25 protein-coding genes are annotated in these 21,702 nt (G+C 62.2%); 8 read left to right on the top strand and 17 right to left on the bottom strand.

Translation table 11 applies throughout. The annotated features are described in order from the left end of the window. Nucleotides 1-40 precede the first annotated feature (40 nt). Entirely contained in the window at nt 41-706 is a 666-nt protein-coding gene (locus tag NZ453_RS01325) for a protein-L-isoaspartate O-methyltransferase family protein (protein WP_263768467.1), read from the top strand. Between the two features lie 18 nt (nt 707-724). Next, a complete protein-coding gene (locus NZ453_RS01320; RefSeq protein ID WP_263768466.1) occupies nt 725-2,062 on the top strand; it encodes a TolC family outer membrane protein in 1,338 nt (445 codons plus the stop codon). On the opposite strand, the gene waaA is transcribed toward NZ453_RS01320, so the two are convergent. Together waaA and waaC are read right to left on the bottom strand one after the other, a co-directional pair. Beyond that, nucleotides 2,037-3,311 carry a lipid IV(A) 3-deoxy-D-manno-octulosonic acid transferase gene (gene waaA, locus NZ453_RS01315; RefSeq protein WP_275983003.1) on the bottom strand — a complete coding sequence of 425 codons (1,275 nt, stop codon included), beginning with the start codon at nt 3,309-3,311 and terminating at the stop codon, nt 2,037-2,039. The two genes, NZ453_RS01320 and waaA, sit on opposite strands and share 26 nt — an antisense overlap. Continuing rightward, nucleotides 3,308-4,273 (bottom strand): lipopolysaccharide heptosyltransferase I, encoded by a 966-nt coding sequence (waaC, locus tag NZ453_RS01310; protein WP_263768465.1) that lies wholly within the window; start codon nt 4,271-4,273, stop codon nt 3,308-3,310. Before waaC ends, waaA begins: the two co-directional genes overlap by 4 nt. 111 nt (nt 4,274-4,384) lie before the next feature. Between waaC and rfbB the strand changes: the two genes are divergently transcribed. The 4 genes from rfbB (at nt 4,385) to NZ453_RS01290 (ending at nt 8,248) form a co-directional block, all read left to right on the top strand. Then, on the top strand, nt 4,385-5,452 hold the full coding sequence (rfbB, locus tag NZ453_RS01305; protein WP_263768464.1) for a dTDP-glucose 4,6-dehydratase: 1,068 nt from the start codon (nt 4,385-4,387) through the stop codon (nt 5,450-5,452). After that, nucleotides 5,449-6,339 carry a dTDP-4-dehydrorhamnose reductase gene (gene rfbD, locus NZ453_RS01300; RefSeq protein ID WP_263768463.1) on the top strand — a complete coding sequence of 297 codons (891 nt, stop codon included), beginning with the start codon at nt 5,449-5,451 and terminating at the stop codon, nt 6,337-6,339. Before rfbB ends, rfbD begins: the two co-directional genes overlap by 4 nt. A 75-nt stretch (nt 6,340-6,414) precedes the next feature. Further along, entirely contained in the window at nt 6,415-7,419 is a 1,005-nt protein-coding gene (galE, locus tag NZ453_RS01295) for a UDP-glucose 4-epimerase GalE (RefSeq protein ID WP_263768462.1), read from the top strand. A gap of 7 nt (nt 7,420-7,426) precedes the next feature. Then, nucleotides 7,427-8,248, top strand: coding sequence for a symmetrical bis(5'-nucleosyl)-tetraphosphatase (locus tag NZ453_RS01290; RefSeq protein ID WP_263768461.1), 822 nt, complete (start codon nt 7,427-7,429; stop codon nt 8,246-8,248). On the opposite strand, the gene NZ453_RS01285 is transcribed toward NZ453_RS01290, so the two are convergent. From NZ453_RS01285 to NZ453_RS01250, 8 genes are all read right to left on the bottom strand, one after another. Beyond that, nucleotides 8,226-8,987: a lysophospholipid acyltransferase family protein gene (locus tag NZ453_RS01285; protein WP_263768460.1), complete on the bottom strand. Its 762-nt coding sequence runs from the start codon at nt 8,985-8,987 to the stop codon at nt 8,226-8,228. The genes NZ453_RS01290 and NZ453_RS01285 overlap by 23 nt on opposite strands. A gap of 87 nt (nt 8,988-9,074) precedes the next feature. Continuing rightward, the gene (locus tag NZ453_RS01280; protein WP_263768459.1) at nt 9,075-10,010 is read right to left on the bottom strand and encodes a carbohydrate kinase family protein; all 936 of its coding nucleotides are present in this window, start codon (nt 10,008-10,010) and stop codon (nt 9,075-9,077) included. A gap of 100 nt (nt 10,011-10,110) precedes the next feature. Then, nucleotides 10,111-11,187, bottom strand: a complete 1,077-nt coding sequence (locus NZ453_RS01275; protein ID WP_263768458.1) for a DUF3426 domain-containing protein — start codon at nt 11,185-11,187, stop codon at nt 10,111-10,113. A gap of 1 nt (nt 11,188) precedes the next feature. Further along, a complete protein-coding gene (prmA, locus tag NZ453_RS01270) occupies nt 11,189-12,079 on the bottom strand; it encodes a 50S ribosomal protein L11 methyltransferase (RefSeq protein ID WP_263768457.1) in 891 nt (296 codons plus the stop codon). Between the two features lie 84 nt (nt 12,080-12,163). Continuing rightward, nucleotides 12,164-13,528, bottom strand: coding sequence for an acetyl-CoA carboxylase biotin carboxylase subunit (accC, locus tag NZ453_RS01265; RefSeq protein WP_263768456.1), 1,365 nt, complete (start codon nt 13,526-13,528; stop codon nt 12,164-12,166). Nucleotides 13,529-13,541: 13 nt separating this feature from the next. Continuing rightward, nucleotides 13,542-14,003 (bottom strand): acetyl-CoA carboxylase biotin carboxyl carrier protein, encoded by a 462-nt coding sequence (gene accB, locus NZ453_RS01260; protein ID WP_263768455.1) that lies wholly within the window; start codon nt 14,001-14,003, stop codon nt 13,542-13,544. 215 nt (nt 14,004-14,218) lie between these two features. Further along, complete coding sequence (locus tag NZ453_RS01255) at nt 14,219-14,770, bottom strand: TlpA family protein disulfide reductase (protein ID WP_263768454.1); 552 nt, start codon at nt 14,768-14,770, stop codon at nt 14,219-14,221. Further along, entirely contained in the window at nt 14,767-15,363 is a 597-nt protein-coding gene (locus NZ453_RS01250; protein WP_263768453.1) for a hypothetical protein, read from the bottom strand. Before NZ453_RS01250 ends, NZ453_RS01255 begins: the two co-directional genes overlap by 4 nt. A 132-nt stretch (nt 15,364-15,495) precedes the next feature. Here NZ453_RS01250 and mpl point away from each other — a divergent pair, with 132 nt between their 5' ends. Then, entirely contained in the window at nt 15,496-16,866 is a 1,371-nt protein-coding gene (mpl, locus tag NZ453_RS01245) for a UDP-N-acetylmuramate:L-alanyl-gamma-D-glutamyl-meso-diaminopimelate ligase (protein WP_263768452.1), read from the top strand. Nucleotides 16,867-16,927: 61 nt separating this feature from the next. Here the strand turns inward: mpl and NZ453_RS01240 are convergent, their stop codons facing one another. The 4 genes from NZ453_RS01240 to NZ453_RS01225 all read right to left on the bottom strand — a co-directional run bounded on the left by NZ453_RS01240 (nt 16,928) and on the right by NZ453_RS01225 (nt 20,419). Further along, nucleotides 16,928-17,974: a COX15/CtaA family protein gene (locus NZ453_RS01240; RefSeq protein ID WP_263768451.1), complete on the bottom strand. Its 1,047-nt coding sequence runs from the start codon at nt 17,972-17,974 to the stop codon at nt 16,928-16,930. A gap of 11 nt (nt 17,975-17,985) precedes the next feature. Then, nucleotides 17,986-18,858, bottom strand: coding sequence for a heme o synthase (gene cyoE / locus NZ453_RS01235; protein WP_263768635.1), 873 nt, complete (start codon nt 18,856-18,858; stop codon nt 17,986-17,988). A 101-nt stretch (nt 18,859-18,959) separates the two neighbouring features. After that, on the bottom strand, nt 18,960-19,601 hold the full coding sequence (locus NZ453_RS01230; RefSeq protein WP_263768450.1) for a hypothetical protein: 642 nt from the start codon (nt 19,599-19,601) through the stop codon (nt 18,960-18,962). Then, a complete protein-coding gene (locus tag NZ453_RS01225; protein WP_263768449.1) occupies nt 19,598-20,419 on the bottom strand; it encodes an SURF1 family protein in 822 nt (273 codons plus the stop codon). The genes NZ453_RS01230 and NZ453_RS01225 overlap by 4 nt, the downstream gene beginning before the upstream one ends. On the opposite strand from NZ453_RS01225, the gene NZ453_RS01220 reads away from it, so the two are divergent. Then, nucleotides 20,418-20,615, top strand: coding sequence for a twin transmembrane helix small protein (locus NZ453_RS01220; protein ID WP_263768448.1), 198 nt, complete (start codon nt 20,418-20,420; stop codon nt 20,613-20,615). The two genes, NZ453_RS01225 and NZ453_RS01220, sit on opposite strands and share 2 nt — an antisense overlap. 24 nt (nt 20,616-20,639) lie before the next feature. On the opposite strand, the gene NZ453_RS01215 is transcribed toward NZ453_RS01220, so the two are convergent. The 3 genes from NZ453_RS01215 to NZ453_RS01205 are packed head-to-tail and all read right to left on the bottom strand — an operon-like array spanning nt 20,640 to nt 21,681. Further along, the gene (locus tag NZ453_RS01215) at nt 20,640-21,245 is read right to left on the bottom strand and encodes a cytochrome c oxidase assembly protein (protein ID WP_263768446.1); all 606 of its coding nucleotides are present in this window, start codon (nt 21,243-21,245) and stop codon (nt 20,640-20,642) included. A gap of 2 nt (nt 21,246-21,247) precedes the next feature. Then, nucleotides 21,248-21,370, bottom strand: a complete 123-nt coding sequence (locus NZ453_RS01210; protein ID WP_263768445.1) for a hypothetical protein — start codon at nt 21,368-21,370, stop codon at nt 21,248-21,250. Then, a complete protein-coding gene (locus NZ453_RS01205; RefSeq protein ID WP_263768444.1) occupies nt 21,367-21,681 on the bottom strand; it encodes a cytochrome c oxidase subunit II in 315 nt (104 codons plus the stop codon). The genes NZ453_RS01210 and NZ453_RS01205 overlap by 4 nt, the downstream gene beginning before the upstream one ends. Nucleotides 21,682-21,702: the final 21 nt, after the last annotated feature.

Below are 21,702 nucleotides of genomic sequence, written 5' to 3'. Positions count from 1 at the left end.
ATGTATTGTGACGGGGAACGACGATATGGCGGACGCAACGATGAACATTGAAAAGGCGCGTTTCAATATGATCCAGCAGCAGATCCGGCCCTGGGAGGTGCTCGATCCCAACGTGCTGAACCTGCTCGCGGTGGTGAAGCGCGAAGAGTTCGCGCCCACGGAGCACAAGGAGCTGGCGTTTGCCGACCTCGAAATTCCCCTGAAACGTAACGGCGCTCCCAATCAGACGATGCTGGCGCCGAAGATCGAAGCCCGCATGCTGCAGGAACTCGGCATCAAGAATACCGACAAAGTCCTGGAAATCGGTACGGGCAGCGGCTACATGGCGGCGCTGCTCGCGGCGAAGGCCGAGTTCGTCTATTCCGTCGAAATCGATTCCGACCTCGTCGCCACGGCGCGGAACAATCTGCAGCGCGCCGGCGTTGCCAATGTCAGCGTCGATCTTGGCGATGGGGCGCAGGGCTGGCCCTTATATGCTCCCTACGATGCGATTGTCGTCTCCGCCTCGCTGCCGATGGTCCCGGAAAATCTTCTGCAGCAACTCCGGGTCGGTGGTCGTTTGGTGGCGATCGTCGGCGAAGCGCCAGCGATGCAGATGCAATCGATCACGCGTACCGACGAGAATACGTTTACGACAATCAACGTTCTTGAGACTGTGGCTGAGCCGCTTACCAACGCGGTTCAGCGCAAGAAGTTCGTTTTCTGATTCCGCAGGGTTCGCGCGATGCGCCTGAAGACCTCCGCAATTTGGCTCTCACTGTTCGCGGCGGGAGTTGTGGCGGCGAATGCCGCATGGGGGGCGGACATCGTGCAGGTGTATCGCGAGGCGTTGAGCAACGACCAGCAATACGCGGCGGCGCGCGCCACGGCCGAGGCAGGGCGTGAAAAGGCTCCGCAAGGACTGGCCGGGTTGCTGCCGACTGTCAGCGCGTCGGCCAATGCCGTGCGGAATGACAACCGTTACCAGGTCGAAAGCCGCCCGGCGATCAACAAGAGCTACGGCACGGACGGTTACAACGTCAATCTGACGCAACCGTTGTTCCGCTGGCAGAACGTGGTGCAGTACGACCAGGGGCTGCTGCAGGTGGCGCAAGCCGAGGCCAATTTTGCCCAAGCCTCGCAGGAACTGATCCTACGCGTGGCCCAGGCGTACTTCGACGTTCTCTACGCCACGGAAAGCCTGCGCGCCGTTCGCGCCAACAAACAGGCGATTGCGCAGCAGCTTGAACAGGCGAAAAAGAACTTCGAGGTGGGAACGGCGACGATCACCGATTCGCAGGAAGCGCAATCCCGTTTCGACCTCGCGACCGCGCAGGAAATCGCCGCGCAAAACGACCTTGACGTCAAACGCCATGCACTGCGGCTTATCGTCGGTCGTGACGTCGGCGAACTGAACCGCCTCAAGACGGAAGCCGAGCTTCGACCGCCGCAGCCGGCGAGGATGGAGCAATGGGTCGAATCGGCGGAGCGGGATAGCTTCACCGTGCAAGCCCAGCAGGCGGCGAGCGAGGTCGCGGCGAAGGAAGTCGAGCGCATGCGAGCCGGGCATTACCCGACGCTCGATGCGGTGGCAAACTACGGCAAGAGTAATTCGCAGACGTCCTATTCCTCGCAAGACAACCTCGAAACGCGTACGGCGAACATTGGCCTTCAACTCAACATCCCGATCTATCAGGGCGGCTACGTCAACTCGCGAGTCCGTGAGGCGGCGGCTAATCGCAACGCGGCGCTGGCATCGCTTGAGAACGCCCGACGTACGGCAGCGCTCAATGCGCAGCAGTCGTTTCTCGGGGTGGTGAATGGACTGGCGCAGGTTCAGGCGCTGAAGGCCGCGTTGATATCGAGCACGAGCGCCCTCGAATCAAACAAGCTGGGCTACGAAGTAGGCGTGCGCATCAATATCGACGTGCTCAATGCCGAAAATCAGGTTTACGTCACCCAGCGGGACCTGGCTAAGGCGCGTTCCGATACGCTGCTTGCGCAACTCAAGCTCAAGGCCGCCGTCGGTTCGCTGAGCGAGGCCGACCTCGAACAGATCAACCCGCTGTTCGAGGCGCCATGATTTCGGCCACCAAGGCCATCGTGCGAGCCGTGGCGCCGCGATGTGCCTGAGTGAAGGCCGTCGCGGCATCGCGCATCCGCTGTAGCGCCGCTCCATCCGCGAGCAACTTCTTCACTTCCGCCGCCGCCGACCCGGCATCCGCGATACGACGCGCGGCGCCGCACGCCGTGGCGTCTTCCGAAGCCTGCAGGAAGTTGTAGGTGTGGGGGCCGACGAGGACAGGGCAACCACAAGCCGCTGCTTCGATGAGGTTTTGTCCGCCGAAGGGGAGCAGGGTGCCGCCCATGATCGAGATATCGGCCACGGCGAAATACGCCGGCATCTCGCCCATGCTGTCGCCGAGCCAGACTTGCGTGTCCTCTGTCGGCAAGGGGCCCGCGCTGCGTCGACAGAGCTTCAGTTTCCTCTCCTCGACAAGGGCGGCCGCCTCGTTGAAACGCTGCGGATGACGCGGCACGAGCAACAGCAGCAGGCTGGGCTCATTGAGGCGGCAGAAAGCGTCGAGAATCAGCGCCTCCTCGCCTTCGCGGGTGCTTGCCGCCAGCCAGATCGGGCGGTTGCCGAGTGCCTGCCGCCATTCTTTTCCCAACTCGAGCTTTTCGGGGGCTGGTGTCACGTCGAATTTGATATTACCGAAAACGCTGACGCGTTGAGCGCCGATGGCGACCAGGCGTTCAGCATCTGCCGGCGTTTGCGCGGCGACCGCGCGCAGGGCATCGAACGCCGGGCGAATCAATGGCAACAGGCGCAGGTAACCGCGTTGCGATTTCGCCGAGAGGCGGGCATTGACGAGCGATACCGGGATATTGCGACGAGCCGCGGCGGCAATGAGGTTCGGCCATAACTCGGTCTCCATGAGCAGGCCCAGACGGGGTTTGAAATGGTCGAGGAATCGTCCGCAAGCGTCGGGTAGGTCGTAGGGCAAGTAGGCCTGATGCAGACGCCCGCCGTATTTCGCGATCAACTCCCCACCGGTCGCGCGCCCTGTCGGCGTCATGTGCGTCATCAGCACGTCGTGGTCCGGATAGGTATTCAACAAAGCCTTGATCAGCGGTTCGGCGGCTCGCGTTTCTCCCACTGACACGACATGTACCCAGATCAGCCGGCTGGGCGCCGGAGACTGGTGAAAACCATAACGTTCGCCGACATGGCGAAGGTATTCGGGCTGCTTGCGAGCCCGCCAGAGCAGCCGAGTCCAGACGAGAGGCTGCGCGAGATAGAAGGTGAGGGCGTACAGAACACGCATCATGATGAACGAAGCTCCTGTTCGGCGACGGCGATGACCTCCGCCGCTAGCGGGGGCCGGCCGCGTGTGCCGAGATTGCGGAAAAAGCCGGTGCCGTACACGCCCGTCAGCGCGGGGTCGGTGGCGACGTAGATCGCAATCGTCGGGACGTTCAGCGCTGTGGCGAGATGCACAAGACCGGTGTCCACGCCGACGGCGAGCCGTGATCTGCCGAGCAGCGCCGCCAGGGAGCGCAAGTCAAGCGGCGGGGCAACAATGGCACCCGGCGCGGTTGCGGCGATCCGCTCTGCCCGTTGCTTCTCCTGCGCGCTGCCGGACGGCAACACGGGCACGATGTCGCGCGCGACTAGCCAACGCGTGAGGCTGGTCCATGCCTCCTCACTCCACAGCTTGTCGTCGCGGCTCGTTGCTGTGAGCAAAACGGCGTGGCGCTGCGCGGGTGCTAACCACGGCAATTCGGCGTCCGGTGCCGAGATCCCATAATCCAGCGGCAGATCTACCGGGTAGTCGAAGGCGGCGGCCGCCAGCCAGCGGTTGCGTTCGACCGCATGCGCGTTCGGCGGGATGATGAAAGTGCGGTCGTAAAACCGGGCGGCGATCGGCTCACGCGCGACTGCCGCATCGTAACCATAGCGAAGGCCGCGCGCCTGGCGCGCAATCAAGGCGCTTTTGAACAATCCTTGGGTGTCGAGGATCGCGTCGTATTCGGAGTCCACTATCCGATGCCGGAATGCGGCGATTTCGCGCCACGTGGATAAGCTCCCAAGCGACTTCCGCCAGCGTCGAACAGCGACGGGAATGACGTCCGAAACCTCTGGATGAAGACGGGGAATGTCGGCGAACCCTTCCTCGACGCACCAGTCGATGTCGGTGACTTCGGGCAGGCTGCGGCGCAGGTCGCGTACGACGGGCAAGTTGTGGATGACGTCGCCGAGCGACGACGTTTTGACCAACAGGATGCGCATCGACGGGTAAAATACCTGCGGTAGGAAAAGGCAGCATTATAAAGGCAGCATCCCCTCGCGTTGAACCGGTCGCCCCGACGAGCGGTCATCCCCCAAACGAAAGGAAGCGCTTTGATTCTGGTAACCGGCGGTGCGGGCTTCATTGGAGCCAACTTCATCCTCGACTGGCTGCGCGAGAACGACGAGCCGGTCCTCAATCTCGACAAACTCACTTACGCAGGCAACCGAGAGAACCTCGCCGAGTTAAGCGGTGACCCACGCTATGCCTTCGTGCAGGGAGACATCGGCGACAAGTCGCTGGTGGGCGAACTCCTCTCGCGCCATCGGCCACGCGCCGTAATCAATTTCGCCGCCGAAAGCCACGTCGACCGTTCCATCCATGGCCCCGGCGAATTCATTCAGACGAACATTGTCGGTACGTTCAACCTGCTCGAGAATGTGCGCGCGTATTACGCGGCCATGAGCGAGGCGGAGAAGGCGAAATTCCGTTTCCTGCATGTGTCCACCGACGAGGTTTACGGCTCGCTCAAGGCGGAAGACCCGGCGTTCAGTGAGACGAACCGGTTCGAACCGAACAGCCCCTACTCAGCCTCGAAAGCCGCTTCGGACCACTTGGTGCGCGCCTACCATCACACTTACGGCCTACCGGTACTGACGACCAACTGCTCGAACAACTACGGCCCCTACCAGTTTCCCGAGAAGCTGATTCCGCTCATGATCGTCAATGCGCTCGCGGGCAAGCCGTTGCCGGTTTACGGCGACGGTCAGCAGATCCGTGACTGGCTGTACGTCGGCGACCACTGTAGCGCCATTCGTACGGTTCTCGCGGGCGGCCAGATCGGCGAGACCTACAACGTAGGCGGCTGGAACGAAAAACCGAACCTCGACATCGTGCATGCGATCTGCGGTCTGCTCGACGAGCTGCGTCCCCATGCCGATGGCCGCTCGTATCGCGAGCAGATTACCTACGTGGCCGATCGGCCCGGGCACGATCGCCGCTATGCGATCGACGCATCGAAGATAGAGCGCGAACTGGGCTGGCGGCCGGCGGAGACGTTCGCCACCGGCATTCGCAAGACCGTGCACTGGTATCTCGACAATGCCGCCTGGATCAACAACGTGCAGACCGGGGCGTACCGGGAGTGGGTCGAGAAGAACTACAGCGGGAGAGACGCTTGAAGATCCTGCTTTTCGGCAAGGGCGGGCAAGTCGGCTGGGAGCTGCAGCGGAGCTTGGCGCCGCTCGGCGATCTGATTGCTCTTGATAGCGATAGCACCGAACTGTGCGGCGACTTCTCGAATCTCGCCGCGCTGGCGGAAACCGTGTGCCGGGTAGCGCCGGATGTCATCGTCAACGCCGCTGCTTATACCGCCGTCGACCGCGCGGAGAGCCAGGCCGATCTGGCACGGACGATCAACGCCCTCGCCCCCGGTGTGCTGGCCGACGAAGCGGAGAAACTTGGGGCCTGGCTGATCCACTATTCAACCGATTATGTCTTTGACGGCAGCGGAGACCGGCCATGGAAAGAGGACGATCGGCCGGCGCCGCTCAGTGTCTATGGGCGCACCAAGCTCGAGGGCGAGCAAGCGGTGGCGCGTTGCACGCGACACTTAATCTTTCGCACGAGCTGGGTGTACGCGGCGCGTGGCGCGAACTTCGCCAAGACCATGTTGCGGCTGGCCGAGGAACGCGAGAGCTTGAAAATCATTAATGACCAGATCGGTGCGCCGACCGGAGCCGAACTCCTCGCCGATGTGACGGCGCATGCGATACGTATGGCGAGTGTGCAGCCGGCGCTCTCCGGCACCTATCACCTTGCAGCGAGTGGCGAGACGAGCTGGCACGGCTATGCGCGCTTCGTGATCGACTATGCGCGCCACGCCGGCCGCCCCATACGTGTCGCTCCCGATGCGATCGAAGCCATCACGACGAGCGCTTACCCGACGCCGGCGCAACGTCCGCATAACTCTCGTCTCGATACGCGCAAGCTGCGCGAAGCCTTCGGCCTCGTACTGCCCGAGTGGCGCGTCGGCGTCGAGCGCATGCTGACCGAGTTTATCGGGTAGCACGAGCGGATCGGTCAATGAACCTTCACTTGCTTCGGCCTGTGGTCCAATTTCTTGAACGTGGAGAATAAAAAAGTGCATATCCTCGTAACCGGAGGAACCGGCTATATCGGTTCTCACGCCTGCGTCGCGCTGCTTGCTGCCGGCCATGAAGTGACTGTGATCGACGACCTCTCCAACAGCCGTCGTGAAGTGCTCGACCGCATCGAGCGGATCGCCGGCAAACGCCCGGCATTTTTCGAGGGCGACGTACGCGATCGCCCGCTGCTGCGCTCTATCTTTGCGGGGAAACGGATCGACGGCGTCATTCACTTCGCCGGGTTGAAAGCCGTTGGCGAATCAGTTGCGCAGCCGTTGCGTTACTACGATTGCAACGTCGGCGGCGCGCTTTCGTTGTGCGAGGTGATGGCAGAAGCAGGGACGAAAATCCTTATCTTCAGTTCGTCGGCGACCGTGTATGGCGATCCGGCTTCGGTACCGATTCGCGAAGACTTCCCGCGCTCGGCCACTAATCCGTATGGCGCCAGCAAGCTGATAATCGAGGACATTCTTGCCGATCTTGCCAAGGCCGATGCCGAATGGCGGATCGCTAGGCTGCGCTACTTCAACCCGGTCGGAGCGCATCCGAGCGGACTGATCGGCGAATCGCCGAATGGAATACCGAATAACCTCATGCCCTATGTCGCCCAGGTCGCGGTCGGCAAACGCGAGCGGCTGAGCGTTTTCGGCGGTGATTATCCGACGCCTGACGGTACCGGCGTCCGCGACTACATCCACGTCGTGGATCTTGCCGAGGGCCACGTGGCGGCACTCGATTACCTCGCCCGCCAGCCCGGCCTGCTTACCGTCAATCTGGGAACCGGTTGCGGGTACTCGGTCCTCGACATGGTGCGTGCATTCGAGAAGGCCAGCGGGCGCCCGGTCCCGTATGCCATCGTCCCGCGCCGCCCGGGCGACGTGGCAGCCTGTTATGCGGACCCGGCGTTGGCTCGCCAACTGCTCGGCTGGTCCGCCAAGCTGGGCATCGACGCTATGTGTGCCGACGCCTGGAATTGGCAGAGGAACGAGGCGAGCGCCTGAGAATCGCATGGCAACGTACGCGATCGGCGACATTCAAGGGTGTTTCGACTCCTTTTCCCGCTTGCTTGAGCGCTGTCGGTTCGATCCAGCCGCTGACCGGCTGTGGCTAGTCGGCGATCTCGTCAACCGGGGGCCGCGTTCGCTGGAAACGTTGCGCTTCGTGAGGGGCTGCGGCAAGGCGGCGGTTACCGTCCTCGGCAATCACGACCTCTCACTGCTGATGGCCGCGAAAGGGTTCGGCAAACGGCACGCGAGCGATACCTTCGACGATGTGCTGCTGGCTCCCGACTGCGACGAACTGCTGGACTGGCTGCGCCGACAGCCGCTATGCCACGTGGAAAATGGTTACTGTCTCGTTCATGCGGGGCTCCTGCCGCAGTGGACCGTCGACAAGGCCAGGGCACTCTCCGCTGAGGTGGAAGCGGCCCTGCAAGCGGATAACTGGACGACTTTTCTCGCCCACATGTGGGGCAGCGAGCCGGCGGCATGGAGCGATGAGCTGACGGGCTGGGAACGTCTGCGGGTGATCGTTAACGCAATGACCCGTATGCGCTTCTGCACGCCGCAAGGCGTCATGGACTTTCGGCCGAAGGGCGGTCTCGCCGACGCACCCGATGGCCTCGTCCCGTGGTTCCGAGTGCCCGGGCGCCGGAGTGCCGACAGGGTGTTGATCACCGGTCATTGGTCGGCGCTTGGCCTGAAGGTTTTCCCGAACCTGTTGGCGATCGATTCGGGCTGTCTGTGGGGAGGCTCGTTGACCGCGATTCGGCTTGAGGACCGGGAGATACTCCAGGTGCCGTGTTCGACTAAGGAAGTGCGCAACTGGTGAGCCGCTCCTCGATGGCCGCGTGGGCCAGTTGCGAGAGTTCGCGTCGCGTTCTGTTCTGGGTGTCGATGATCGGCGCTGCTTGAATACGTACGGTCAGCGTACGACAGGCGAGGATATTGGCGAAACACGCGAGCAAGGGGATATCGCCAGCGAACGACGCCGCGGTGGTCCGTTTTCCGCCCGCGTCGTGGTACGAGAGTGCCAAGGGCAGGATCGGGCGACCCGTCTCGATCGCCGGCTGCAGCAAGGCGGCATGGAAACCGAGCAGGCCAGTGCCATCCGTCGTTGCTCCTTCCGGGAATACCGCAACATCCCGGCCCGCGTTTAGCCGGTTGTCGATTTCCGAATTTACCGTACGTGCGTGGCCGCGGCTGCCCCGGCGCAGGAAGACCGTATCGTTACGTGCCGCCAGCCAGCCGACAAAGAACCACTGCCGGACCTCGCTCTTGGAAATGAAGGCTGCCGGTCGGACCGAGTTGATGGCGAAAATGTCCAGCCAGGAAATGTGGTTGGCGACGATCAGGCATCCCGGGGGTGTTTCGGCCATGTCGGCGTTCAGACGGATGGCAAGAATGTCGAGAATCTGCCGCGACCAGCGCTGTTTCAGCCGCCTGCGGCGGGCGTCTTTGACGAAGGGATAAACGAGGGCCGCACCGAGGCCGAGCCACGCGAAGTGACAGGCCAGTCGTACGCAACGGTAGGTGCGAGTCAGGTAGGGGGTGGGGCCGGGCGCGTTCATCGCATCGCGGCGCTTCGGACACGTCGCTTGCCCACCGTCCTCGCGCAAGGAGTCAGAATCATGGCTAAGAGGCGGTGCCCTACCTTCTTACCAAGGCGATTCGCCGAAGGCCGCAACGTACCGGCGGGCGATGTCGGCGCGCGTCGGGGTATGGTTCTGACCGCCTCGGTGGCCGATCTTGATCGCTCCCATCACGGCGGCGAGGCGACCTGTTTTTTGCCAGTCCCAGCCCTCGGCGATACCGTAGAGCAGGCCGGCGCGATAGGCGTCGCCACAACCTGTTGGGTCGACGAGATCGTCGGCGGCTACGCACGGAATCTCCAGTTTCTCGCCACGCACGTACATGTGCGAGCCCTCGCCACCGCGCGTGACGATCAGCACCTCGACCTCGTTTGCGAGCTGCTCGAGTGACCGACCCGTACGCTCGCTAGCGAGTTTCGCCTCGTAGTCGTTGAAACAGGCGTAGCGCGCGAGGTGCATGAATTCCATGAGGTCATTGCCATCGAACATCGGTAGCCCCTGACCGGGATCGAAAATGAAGGGTATGCCGGCCGCCGCCATGTCGCGTGCGTGCTTGAGCATGCCGTCGCGACCATCGGGGGCGACGATGCCGAGGGTGGCGTTCGTGGCATCAGCGACGCTGTTCAGGTGCGAAAAAGTCATGGCACCCGGATGGAAGGCGGTAATCTGGTTGTCGTCGAGGTCGGTGGTGATGAACGCCTGTGCCGTGAAGGTTCCGGCTACATGACGCACGTGCGTACGCGGCAGGCCGAGGTGATCGAGGCGGTCGAGATACGCCGCGGCGTCGTCACCAACGGTCGCCATGATCAACGGATCGCCACCGAGCAACTTCAAGCTGTAGGCGATATTACCCGCGCACCCGCCGAATTCGCGCCGCATTTCCGGGACAAGGAACGCCACGTTGAGGATGTGGATCTGTTCGGGAAGAATGTGATTCTTGAAACGATCATGGAAGACCATGATGTTGTCGTAGGCGACGGAGCCGCAGATTAGCGTGGGCATGGGTGAGCGCAGGAAAGGATAGATCGCGGATTATAACAAGCGGAAAACGCGGCCCGGGCACCCACCGAACCCTTGGCAAGCTGATTTCCGGTTCAACCCATCAGGGGTAGAAGACGTACAGCCGGTAACCGGCCGCGCTGACGTCCTTCGTCTCGATCCACAGCCTCACCGCGATGTCGGAGTTGCCTGGGAAAGCCCGGTGATCGCGGCTCTTGGGCAAGTATTCGTCAGGCCTGAAAACGCGTCGAACCACGGCGGCGTCCTGCGTGTCGGTGAGCGAGAGTTCCAGCGAAGGCAGCGCTTGCGCGTAGCGAGCTCGATTGCGCAAGGTGGCATTGAGCACGAACATGTTGCCGCGCGCCGGGTCGGCTTGCAGGTCCGAGTTCTCGATGCTGACGAGTTCGACGTGCGTGGGCAGCGGGATGTCGGCATCGAATACGCGGCTGAACGCCTCTAGAGGCGGCCGTAGAACCGGCGCCGAGACGGCGAGCTCTCCCCGAAAATGGAAAGCAAGCTGGCCGGCGAGCACCAGCACCAGCAGAATCGCCGCGAGCGCGAATGGCCAGCGCGGCGACAATGCATCGCCAGGGATGGACGACGGGGTGACGACACCTTCCGCCCATTTGCTGTACCCGGGAATCTCGGTCGTTTCACGCGGCAGGATCAGCCCGGCGGCTTTTCCCATCTCATGTCCCGAATCCCCCTCTTGGTCCGGAGGAGGGGGCGAGACGCTTTCGGTTGCGATTTCTTCGCCATCCGGGAGTGTCGGGTGTTCGCCGATGTAAGGAGCCGTGGACATTGGCTCCTCACGGAAATCAGTTCCCGCAAGGCCGCGGTCGAGGTCTGCGTTGGTGTCTGGTACGAGGGATTCGACCTGCTTCTTGTCGAGGCCAGACTCTCCCTCCATTCGGTCGACGTGGAAGGAGTCGAGGATTCTGTCGTAATCCTGTTCGAACTTCGTCTTAGGCGGCCGCGCGGTCTGCAGTGCGGACGCCTGCGGGCTTGCTACCTGAACCGCCGACGTCGCCCCATGCTCGGTAGTCTCGTTCTCAAGCAGCGTGTCGAGCGCGTTGAAGACGGTCTGGCATTGCCCGCAACGAACGTTGCCCGCACGGGCTTTCAACTGTTCCGGCGTGATGCGGAAAACGGTCTCGCAGATGGGGCAGCGCGTTTTCATCTCAGGCTTTACGTCCGGCGAGGCAAACCCATCCCTCGCGCGTACCGGCAACATCAAGTGCGATATACGGCGCGTACGCTTCGATCAAGTCGTCGGTCTGCTCGGCGAGAATCCCCGAAAGCGCCAACCGGCCCCCCGGAAGTACGTGCGAGCAAATCGCCGGGGCCAATGCCTTCAATGGGTTCGAGAGAATATTGGCGACCACGATGTCGTATTGTTTCGGAATTTCTTTGGTGGAGTCGGCAAATCGAGCCTGGACGTTGTTTCGTTCGGCGTTGCGGGTGGCCGCTTCGACGGCCTGCATGTCGATATCCACCCCGAGTACCTCACCGGCCCCCAGCTTCGCGCCGGCGATGGCGAGAATACCGGAACCGCAGCCGTAATCAAGGAGTGAGGCGCCCGGTGTTGTTTCCTGTTCGAGCCACTCCAGGCAGAGGCGCGTCGTGGGATGCGACCCGGTCCCAAACGCCATGCCGGGATCCAGGACGAGGACGATCGCCTCAGGGTCGGGGGCCTCGTGCCAGGAAGGCACGATCCACAGTCGATGCGAAACGCGGATCGGTTCGAACTGGGATTGCGTGAGTTGTACCCAGTTTTGCTCCGCCACCTCGCTGCGCGTGAACGGCGGAATGGCGTCCAATCCTGCCTGCGATGCGCAGACGGCGAGAAATTCATCCGCGTCGGTGTCCTGTTCCAGCAAGGCCACCACGCGGGATCTTTCCCAACCCGGTGTGGCGATCGAGCCCGGTTCGCCGAACTGAGGCGTCTCGGCGGGCGTTCCGGCGTCTGCGTCTTCAATCGTGGCCGACAATGCGCCGGCATCCATTAGCGCGTCGGCGAGCGCCTCCGCGTGGCGGCAATCGGTTTCGATGCTGATGGAAAGCCAAGGCATGGTGATTTCTTGAACAGGGCCAAATACGTCAAGTTCGTTATCGTAACGCACGCGGCCACGCGATGTGACCGGTGAGCTTACGTTTCAATGGTCCTTCTTGACTTCGCTTTTCGCGGCCAGTCTTTTTTCCAGGTAATGGATATTTGTTCCGCCTTTGATGAAACTGGCGTCGTGCATCAGTTCTTGATGCAGGGGAATATTGGTCTTGATGCCCTCGATGCTCATTTCGGACAGCGCGATGCGCATGCGGCGGATCGCCTGCTCGCGCGTGTCGCCGTGCGCGATGACTTTGGCCACCATCGAATCGTAGTGCGGAGGAACGGTATAGCCCTGGTAAACGTGGGAATCGACACGGATTCCAGGCCCACCGGGAGGGTGATATAGCGTGATCTTTCCAGGAAAAGGGACGAACGTGTAGGGATCTTCGGCGTTAATCCGGCATTCGATCGCATGGCCACGGAATGTGAGGTCGCGCTGCCGGAAGCGGAGCTTCTCTCCCGCGGCAACGCGAATCTGTTCCTGGACGATATCGACGCCGCTGATGAGCTCGCTCACCGGATGTTCGACCTGTATCCGCGTGTTCATCTCGATGAAGTAGAACTCCCCGTTTTCATACAGGAATTCGAACGTGCCGGCACCACGGTAATTGATCTTGCGGCAGGCCTCCGCGCAGCGTTCGCCGATGCGCGCGATATGGCGTTGTGGAATACCGGGCGCCGGAGCTTCCTCGATGATCTTTTGGTGCCGTCGCTGCATCGAACAATCGCGCTCGCCAAGATAGACCGCATTGCGGAAGCTGTCGGCGAGAACTTGGATTTCGATGTGGCGAGGGTTTTCCAGGTATTTCTCCATGTAAACGTTAGCGTTGCCGAAGAAGCTCAACGCTTCGGACCGCGTCATCGTCACCGCATTGATCAATGCGGCCTCGGTATGCACGACGCGCATGCCGCGGCCACCGCCACCGCCTGCGGCCTTGATGATCACCGGATAGCCGACGGCCTTCGCGATGCGCAGGATTTCCTTGGGGTCTTCGGGGAGTGCGCCGTCCGATCCGGGGACGCAGGGTACCCCGGCCGCCTTCATCGCCTCCTTAGCCGACACCTTGTCTCCCATGAGCCGGATCGTTTCCGGGCGCGGACCGATGAAAACGAACCCTGACCGTTCGATCCGCTCGGCGAAGTCCGCGTTTTCCGAGAGAAAACCGTACCCCGGGTGGATAGCCTGGGCGTCCGTCACTTCGGCCGCTGAGATGATCGCGGGAACGTTGAGATAACTCTGGTTTGACGGCGGGGGGCCGATACAGACCGACTCATCGGCCAGCTTTACGTATTTCGCGTCGCGGTCGGCTTCGGAATGCACGACGACCGTTTTTATGTCGAGTTCTCGGCAGGCGCGCTGGATGCGCAGCGCAATCTCGCCGCGATTGGCAATCAGGACTTTTCCAAACATGGCTAAAGGTCCGTCAGCCAATGACGAACAGAGGTTCGCCGTATTCGACGGGCTGGCCATTCTCTACGAGGATCGCCTTGATCGTGCCGGAGAACTCCGATTCGATTTCATTCAAGAGCTTCATGGCTTCCACAATGCACAGCGTGTCGCCCGTTTTGACTGTACTGCCGACATCGACGAACGGGTCCGATCCCGGGCTCGCCGAGCGGTAGAACGTGCCGACCATCGGCGATTTCACCACCTGACCGGCAGGCAACTCGGACGCCGCCTCGGGAACGCCAACCGCCTGGCTTGTCGCAGGCGCCGTCGCCGGGGCTGGTACGGGCAGAGGAGCTGGAGCAGCAACGAATGTTTGCGGAGCAGCGACGCCGTGTTTGACGATGCGGACCTTCTCCTCACCTTCGGTGACCTCGAGCTCGGCGATCCCGGACTCTTCGACGAGGTCGATCAGTTTTTTCAGCTTTCTCAAATCCATGAAAGGCTCCTTTTCTTTTCCGATAGCGGCTCACCGGCCGGGTCGGAGGGCTTACGCGGGAATTTCTGTGCGGAACGAAGGCGCGCTGCACGCCTGGTTGCTTGACCGTCGTTCTTCTCGGTTGGGGCGGCGGGGCGGTCTGCTGTTCAGACCGAAGAAATTGCTAACCGTTCGCGAAAGTTTGCCGCATTTAGGCGCCTTTTGTCCATAACGGCTTACTTGGAGCCTGCTTTTTCAAGGATACGATCCAGTTCGTTCTCGGCTAAACGTCCGGTGTGAGCAAGCAGAACCTCGCGTTTGGGGCCGAGAACGACCGTGTAGGGGAGCCCCATGCGCTCGTTGCCGAGCGCTTTCGATAGTTCTACTCCCTGGCTCTCGACGACCAGCAGAGGATAGGCGACCGACACTTTTGTCGTGAAAGAGCGCACGTTGTCCGCTGAATCGACGGAGATGCCGACAAATTGCACATCGTTGGCGTACTTTAGCTGCAGCCGCGAAAAGGCCGGCATTTCTTCCCGGCAGGGCGGGCACCACGTTGCCCAGAAATTGACGACGACGGTCTTTCCCTCCCAATCGGCAATGCGCTGTGTTTTGCCGGCGACATCGGGAAAGGGGGTCGAGTACAGCTCGTTTACGGCGGTGGAAGAGATACGCGACGACGGATTGCCGGGCGAGAGAAGCTGGCGTCCGACATACGCCCCTGTCGCAGTCGCGGCGATGACGACGCCAAGAAGCAGATAAAGGCCGCCGCGCTTCAAGAGGTTCAAGGATGACTGATGAGTTTGTTGACGGCATCCAGGCGCGCGCGCTTGCGCACTCGGCCATCGCGAGTCTTGAACGTCACGCGTTCTTCGTCTCGAGGGTAGACGATCAGATTGGCTACGTCGTCATCGCTATGGATTGCCAGCACTGCCTCCGCTCGATCGGTACGTGGGGTTGCGTGTTCGTACGCGATGCCTTGGTTGAGCAGAAAGATCTCCACATCCTTCGCGCTGTCCGTGAAAAGCTGGATGTCGATCTCCGCGTAACGGCCTGCTGTGCCGTCGAGCACCGAACCCGTGAGGTAGGGGTTGAATCGCTCCAGGATAGCCATCAGCTCTCCGGCCTTGCGCCGCAGGTGGGCAATCCGTACTTCATGCTCGCCATCCTGAAAAAGCCGTTGGTAGGTTCTCAGCTCGGCTTCCACTTCGGCGTTTTCAGGTAACTGGGTGTTGTCGGGCAATCCAAGCAAGCGCACGGCCTTTCTCTTCGCCGCGGAGTAATCCGATATACCGTCTTCAGCCATGAGGCGCGCGGCCGCACCCGCGATTCGAGCCCGGGTGTGGAGATTGGGATTCTGGCGTTCAGGGCGGGTCGGCATGATAAATACTCTAGCGGGAATAGTGGCAAAGCACGGCGGACGGTCGCTCACAGCGGCGGGAAGGGCGCTGCACGGTACAATGCCGGGCGAAAAGCCGCGCCGTGGCGGCTTGATTTTAGCGTGGATTCTTTGATGCACATTCATATTCTGGGCATTTGCGGGACCTTCATGGGCGGGATTGCTCAATTGGCCCGGGCCCGCGGTCATCGTGTTACCGGGTGCGACGCTGGCGTTTATCCGCCGATGAGCACGCAACTCGAAGCGGCCGGCATTGACCTCGTCGACGGGTACCATCCCGACCAGCTGGCGCTCAACCCCGATTGCTACGTTGTCGGAAACGCCATTTCGCGGGGCAACCCGCTGTTGGAAGAGATTCTGGACCGCGGCCTGCCCTATGTTTCGGGTCCGCAGTGGCTCGCCGACAACGTGTTGCGCGATCGTTGGGTTTTGGCGGTGGCCGGAACGCACGGCAAGACGACCACCTCGTCGATGCTTGCCTGGATACTCGAAGACAACGGTCTGAGTCCGGGGTTCCTGATCGGCGGCGTGCCCCTGAACTTTGGCGTTTCGGCGCGTCTCGCCGGTACGCAGGCTGACTCGCCCTTCTTCGTCATCGAAGCGGACGAGTACGACACGGCGTTCTGCGACAAGCGTTCCAAGTTCATCCATTACCGCCCACGCACCGCGGTGCTGAACAATCTGGAGTTCGATCATGCGGATATCTTCGCCGATCTTGCGGCGATCGAGACCCAATTCCACCACTTGGTAAGGACGCTACCCCGTTCGGGGCTCGTTATTTCGAACGCTGCCGAGGCTAGCCTCGACCGGGTTCTCGGGCGCGGATGCTGGACGCCGATCGAGCGCTTCAATGGTCCCGGCGGTTGGCGCATGGAAGGGGACGACGCCAAGGGCTCCCTTTCCTTGTTCGAAGGGAAAACCTTGATCGGACAGGCTTCCTGGTCACTCAACGGCGAACACAACCGGGCGAACGCCTTGGCCGCGCTCCTGGCGGCTCGGCATGTGGGCGTCCCGTTCGACAAAGGTTTGGAGTCGCTCGGCCGTTTCCAGAACGTGAAACGTCGGTTGGAATTACGCGGAACCGTGCGCGATATCCGGGTTTACGATGATTTTGCCCATCATCCGACCGCGATTGCCACGACGGTGGGCGGCCTGCGGCGCAAGATGGGTCAGCAAGGCGGGCGCATCCTTGCCGTCCTCGAACCGCGCTCGAATACGATGAAGCTCGGCGTGATGAAGGCGCAGTTGCCGGGAAGTCTCGCCGAAGCCGACCGGGTCTATTGTTATTCCGCCAACCTCGGCTGGAATGCGGCGGAAGCGCTGGCCCCCCTTGGTGCCAAGGCGACAGTGGCCGACGATTTAGACGCGCTCGTTACGGCCATCTCGGCGGAAGCCCGGCCGGGAGACCACATTCTGGTGATGAGCAATGGCGGTTTCGGCGGCGTACACGGGAAGTTGCTAGCCGCGCTGGGTCGTTCCGACTAACTGACAGCCGTCCCGCCGCCCCAAGCCAAGCGGCTTGGCTCTATTTCCATTTGTTGTATGGCTAGGTCACCTCGACGGTCTTAGCCGGTGGTATTTGCGTCTCAGTGAGTGACGGGACGGCGGTGGCTGTACGCGAGACCCGGATGTTCAACGCCAGCACGGCGGTGAGCAAAACCGCGGCTCCGGCGTTGTGCGCCACGGCGAGCGGGAGCGGCAACGACAACAGTACGTTAGCGATACCGAGCACGATCTGGAGGGCGAGTGCTGTGGCGAGAATGCCGGCCCAATGCCGCCAAGCCGTGTGCCGGGCAAGCGCGAGGGCGAGATAACCCACAATGAGTGTGACGGCCAGGGCGCCGACCCGGTGCGACCAGTGGATTGCGGTGAGTGCCGCGTTGGAAAGCAAGGTGCCATCGGACGTTTCGCCAAGTGGTCGGTGCAGTTCGAAAGCTTGCAAGAAGTTCATCTCGGGAAGCCAATGTCCCTGACAGGTGGGGAAATCGCTGCAGGCGAGCGCGGCGTAATTGCTGCTCACCCACCCGCCCAGAGCGATCTGAACGACCACGGTAACCAAGGCGAGTCGGACGGCCCACCGTATTCTTGGCGGCAATCCTTCGCCGTTGCTGGTTGACTGGTCTGGGGCAAAGCAGAGCCACACAAGCAGGGCCAGGGTCGTCATCCCGCCGAGCAAATGACCGGTCACGATCACCGGCTTGAGAAGCAGCGTTACCGTCCACATCCCGAGCAAGGCCTGGAATACGACGACCGCAACGAGCAGGCTGGGCACCGTCGGCGGTTGTCCGAGCAGCCGTCGATGACGCCATCCGAGCGCGCAAATAGCGGCGATCAGGACGCCGAGCGAACCGGCGAAATAGCGGTGCACCATCTCCTTCCATGCCTTTGGCGCCTCGACCGGCCGGTCGGGAAAGGCCGCAAGTGCCGCCGCCTGTTCATGCGCCGCATCCGGGACTCCGATCAAGTGGCCATAACATCCTGGCCAGTCCGGACAGCCGAGGCCGGCATCGGAGAGGCGCACGTAGGCACCGAGTGTAATCACGCCGAAGGCAAGGACGGCGGCGATGATTATCAAGGATCGATAGAGACGCATCGGTGCCCGCTTCACAGGAAATGATCGACGAGCAAGGCAGCAAACAGAAGGGTGAGATATACGATCGACCAGCGGAAAGTGCGCCGAGCCAAAGCGTCGCTGTAATTACGCCAAAGCGCGAAGGCGTAACCAAGAAACACGACGTCCAGCGCAATGACCGACACAAGGTAGAGGCGACCGCTCATGCCGAGCGTTACGGGGAGGAACGAAGCGCCGGTAAGCATGACAACGTAGAGCAGGCTATGCAGGCAGGTGAAAGGAATGCCGTGAGTCACGGGCAGCATCGGCAGGCCGGCCTGCGCGTATTCGTCGCGCCGATAGCAGGCGAGTGCCCAGAAATGCGGGGGTGTCCAGATGAAGATGATGAGGAACAACGCCAGCGCCTCGGGGCCGACATTGCCGGTCATTGCCGCCCAGCCGAGGAGCGGCGGCATGGCCCCCGATGCGCCGCCAATGACAATGTTCATCGGTGTCGCCGGTTTCAACACGAGCGTGTATATCACCGCATAACCGAGGAAGGTTGCCAGTGTCAGCCACATGGTGAGCGCATTGACCGTGGTGTGCAGCAACCAGAGGCCGGCGCCGCCCACGCACAGCGACAAAGCCGCCGTTTCGGCAATACGCACGGAGCCGCGCGCCGTCGCCCGCCAGCGGGTACGTGCCATGACCGCATCGACCGTGCTTTCCACGAGGCAATTGATCGCTGCCGCCGCGCCCGCCACAAGTGCGATGCCAATCGACGCTGCCAGAAAACGACCCAATGGAGGAATACCTGGCGAAGCGAGGAACATCCCGATCATCGCGGTGAACACGATCAGCGTATTTACCCGTGGTTTACAGAGTGCGAAGAAATCGGCGAGGCGCTGCCCGAGCGGCAGCGACATCGGCAATGAAAGCGGCGACGCCGGCCGGGCGTGTGCCGTATCGTGTGATCGTCCTTGGCGGGGCACCATGCGCTTCCTCCTCGGTTTCCTTTACGTCGCCGTTATTCGTGCCGAATCCATGAATACTTCAACAAGCGCTCGATATCCTTGAGCACGCCGCGCATCTCTGTTCCCGCGTCATAACGCATCATGACGTTGCCGATCGGATCGACGAGATAGAACGCGCCGTCCCGCAACGGCAAAGCATCGCGCCACGCTGCCGCGTTGGCCGCGCCGCTCCAGGTTGCCAACGTCAGGTCGGGTATTCGGCTGGCCACCGTGCGCGCCGTCGCGTCAGCGGGTACGTCGGTTATCAGGACACGCCGCAATTGTGTTTGTTCCTTGTTGAGCGCGACGTGCAGGCGGTACATCGCTTCCTGATCTCCTTCGCATTGCTTCTCGCAAGCGCTTCCAACAGGCATCGCCAACCACCACACGCCTTGTAGTTCGGCCGTCACGAGCGGCTGTCCGTCGGCCCGCCGCAACCCTTCGGACGGCAGCACCCGCAGCGGCTGTACGAGTTCGCCGTGGTTGCCGAAACGTTGCGGGCGCCAATCGAACAGGTAAAGCGACGTGCCCCCAACGAATGGCAGCACGAAAATAGCCAACAACAGCCATAGCGTTCGCATCGAGCCGGTCGGGCGCTCTCCGCCGCCGGAGGGTGACGCGCCGGGGAAGTGGGGAACCATGGAAGCCGTCGTCATGATTTTCTGCGGAAGCTGAAGAATAGCCATAGGGCTACCGTCGTGGCGGCAAAGCCCCACCACTGGAAGGCATAGCCCACGTTGACCTGCCGCCGGTCGTCCGGGCGGCGCCATTCGCGAACGTAGCCCCCCGCGGAACTGCCGGGAGAAAGCTCGATGACAAACGGCTGGATCGGGAAGCGCGCCGCCGACCGGTAGCGTGCAAGATCGAGGTTTTGCCAGACGCGCTCGGGGCCGTCTTGAGGGCCGGTCTGCTGCAGGGTGAAAAAGCGTTGGCTCGGAATGACGGCGGTGCCATCGACCTCGACGAGGCCTTGCGGAGCCGGCGTGGCCGGAACCTCCCGCCGCTCGGGCAGAGCGGGAACCCATCCCCGATTTACCAGTACCCGCATCTCGCTACCTTCCAGGCGCAGCGGCGTGACGACGTGATAACCGGCCCGGCCCTGCTGAACCTGATTGTCGATCAGGATTTCGTGTTGCGACTCATAGTGTCCGCGCGCCACGGCGTGCCGATATTCGAAACTGAGCGGGTCGGCGATCGTGGCGGGGACCGTCACGGCCGGTTGAGCTTGGCGCAGATCCAGTTCGCGCTGACGCTCAGCTTTCAGCTCCGCTTTTCCCCATTGCCACTGGCCGGCGGCGATAAAGAGCGGAATCAACGCCGCCGCCGCGAGCGTGGGCCACAAGCGCAGATGAAACCCCGGGCCAGGCGTGGCCTCGGTTTGCTCACCCGAGAGCGGCACCGGTGCCGAACTCTTCGCCGGCCGCGTGTTCTGAGCACGAGCGCCTTCGATGCGCGACCTTGTAGGATGGACCATGTTGAAACTCGTGATCATTCTCCTGCTGTTCGGTGTATTGGCCAGCCTGTTCTCCGGGCTGTTCTTCCTCTATCGCGACCGCGGAGCAGGGCATCGGACGGTGAAAGCGCTGACGGTCCGCGTTGCGCTCTCGGTCACGCTGTTCGTGCTGCTCCTCGTTGCTTATTGGCTCGGCTTGCTGCCGCCCCGCGTCTAACGCTTCCGGGCCGTTGCCGTGGCATCAGCGAGCGGCTGCGGCGGCATTGGGAGCCACGTTGAAAAACGAGTAGGCCAGCGTAATCGTGCGCACGTCCGACGCTACCTCGGGCTGGACAATGAAGGTCAGCGGCAATTCCTTGGTTTCGCCCGGCGCCAGCATCTGTTGGGCGAAGCAGAAACAATCGAGTTTCTGGAAGTGCAGCGCGGCCTCTCCCGGCGAGACGCTCGGGATGGCTTGCCCGACGATCGTCTTGTCGGAGAGGTTATGCACGCGGTAACTCGCTTGGTGCAGTTCGCCGGGATGCAGGTCCATGCGCGCGTTGACCGGCTGCATTTCCCAAGGGAGCCCAGGCATGACCGTACCGACGAACTCGACCGTGATGGTGCGGCTCGTATCGATGCGTGACGGAGCGCGCGCTGCCGCGCCGTCCCCCCGTTCCTTCAATCCCCCGGCAATGAACTCCGGTCCGCGGGTTTTGCCATTCAGACCGGTGAGTGCACAAAACGCGTCATACAGCGGGACAAGCGCAAACCCGAATCCAAACGCGAGCACGATGGCCGCCAGCAATTTCAGGAGCAGCTTGCGGTGCCGGCGTGCGAGCGGGTCGAGGGGGTGGGCGGCGGCCATCGCTAGATCTTGCTGAAAAAGAAAACAAAGAAAATGATCGCCGCGAGCGCGGCGAGAGCCCAGCCGACGCGCCGGTTGGCCGCCGCGCGCCGCGCCTGCTCCTCGGGAGAAACGGTCGATGTCATTGAGCGGCGCTCGTCAGGTTTGCTGCTTCTCCAGTCGCTGTTTGCGACGGAATCACTGTGTCTCCCACGCTTGCCACCTCAAAGCGGGCGGCTGAAGCCGCTGCCGACGTCGGCGGTAGTTCCGCCAGGGCATAGCCCACACCGGCCAGAATGGCCATCGGAAGGACGGCCCAGAACCATTGAACGGCGCCCCGCGTGCCGCGACCTTCGCCGCTGGCGCGCCGGTGCGCGATCGTCGAGTAGATCATGATGGCGAACACCGTCGCGAAAAGAAGGCTGATCGCGGCCATGAAGTGATGATGCGCGCTCACGAAGTGGCCTTCGGAGCAAGA

The organism is Propionivibrio soli, assembly GCF_025770765.1.
Classification (GTDB): Bacteria; Pseudomonadota; Gammaproteobacteria; order Burkholderiales; family Rhodocyclaceae; genus Propionivibrio; species Propionivibrio soli.
Note: the sequence above shows the minus strand (reverse complement) of the source record. Positions and strands in the feature narration are given on the sequence as shown.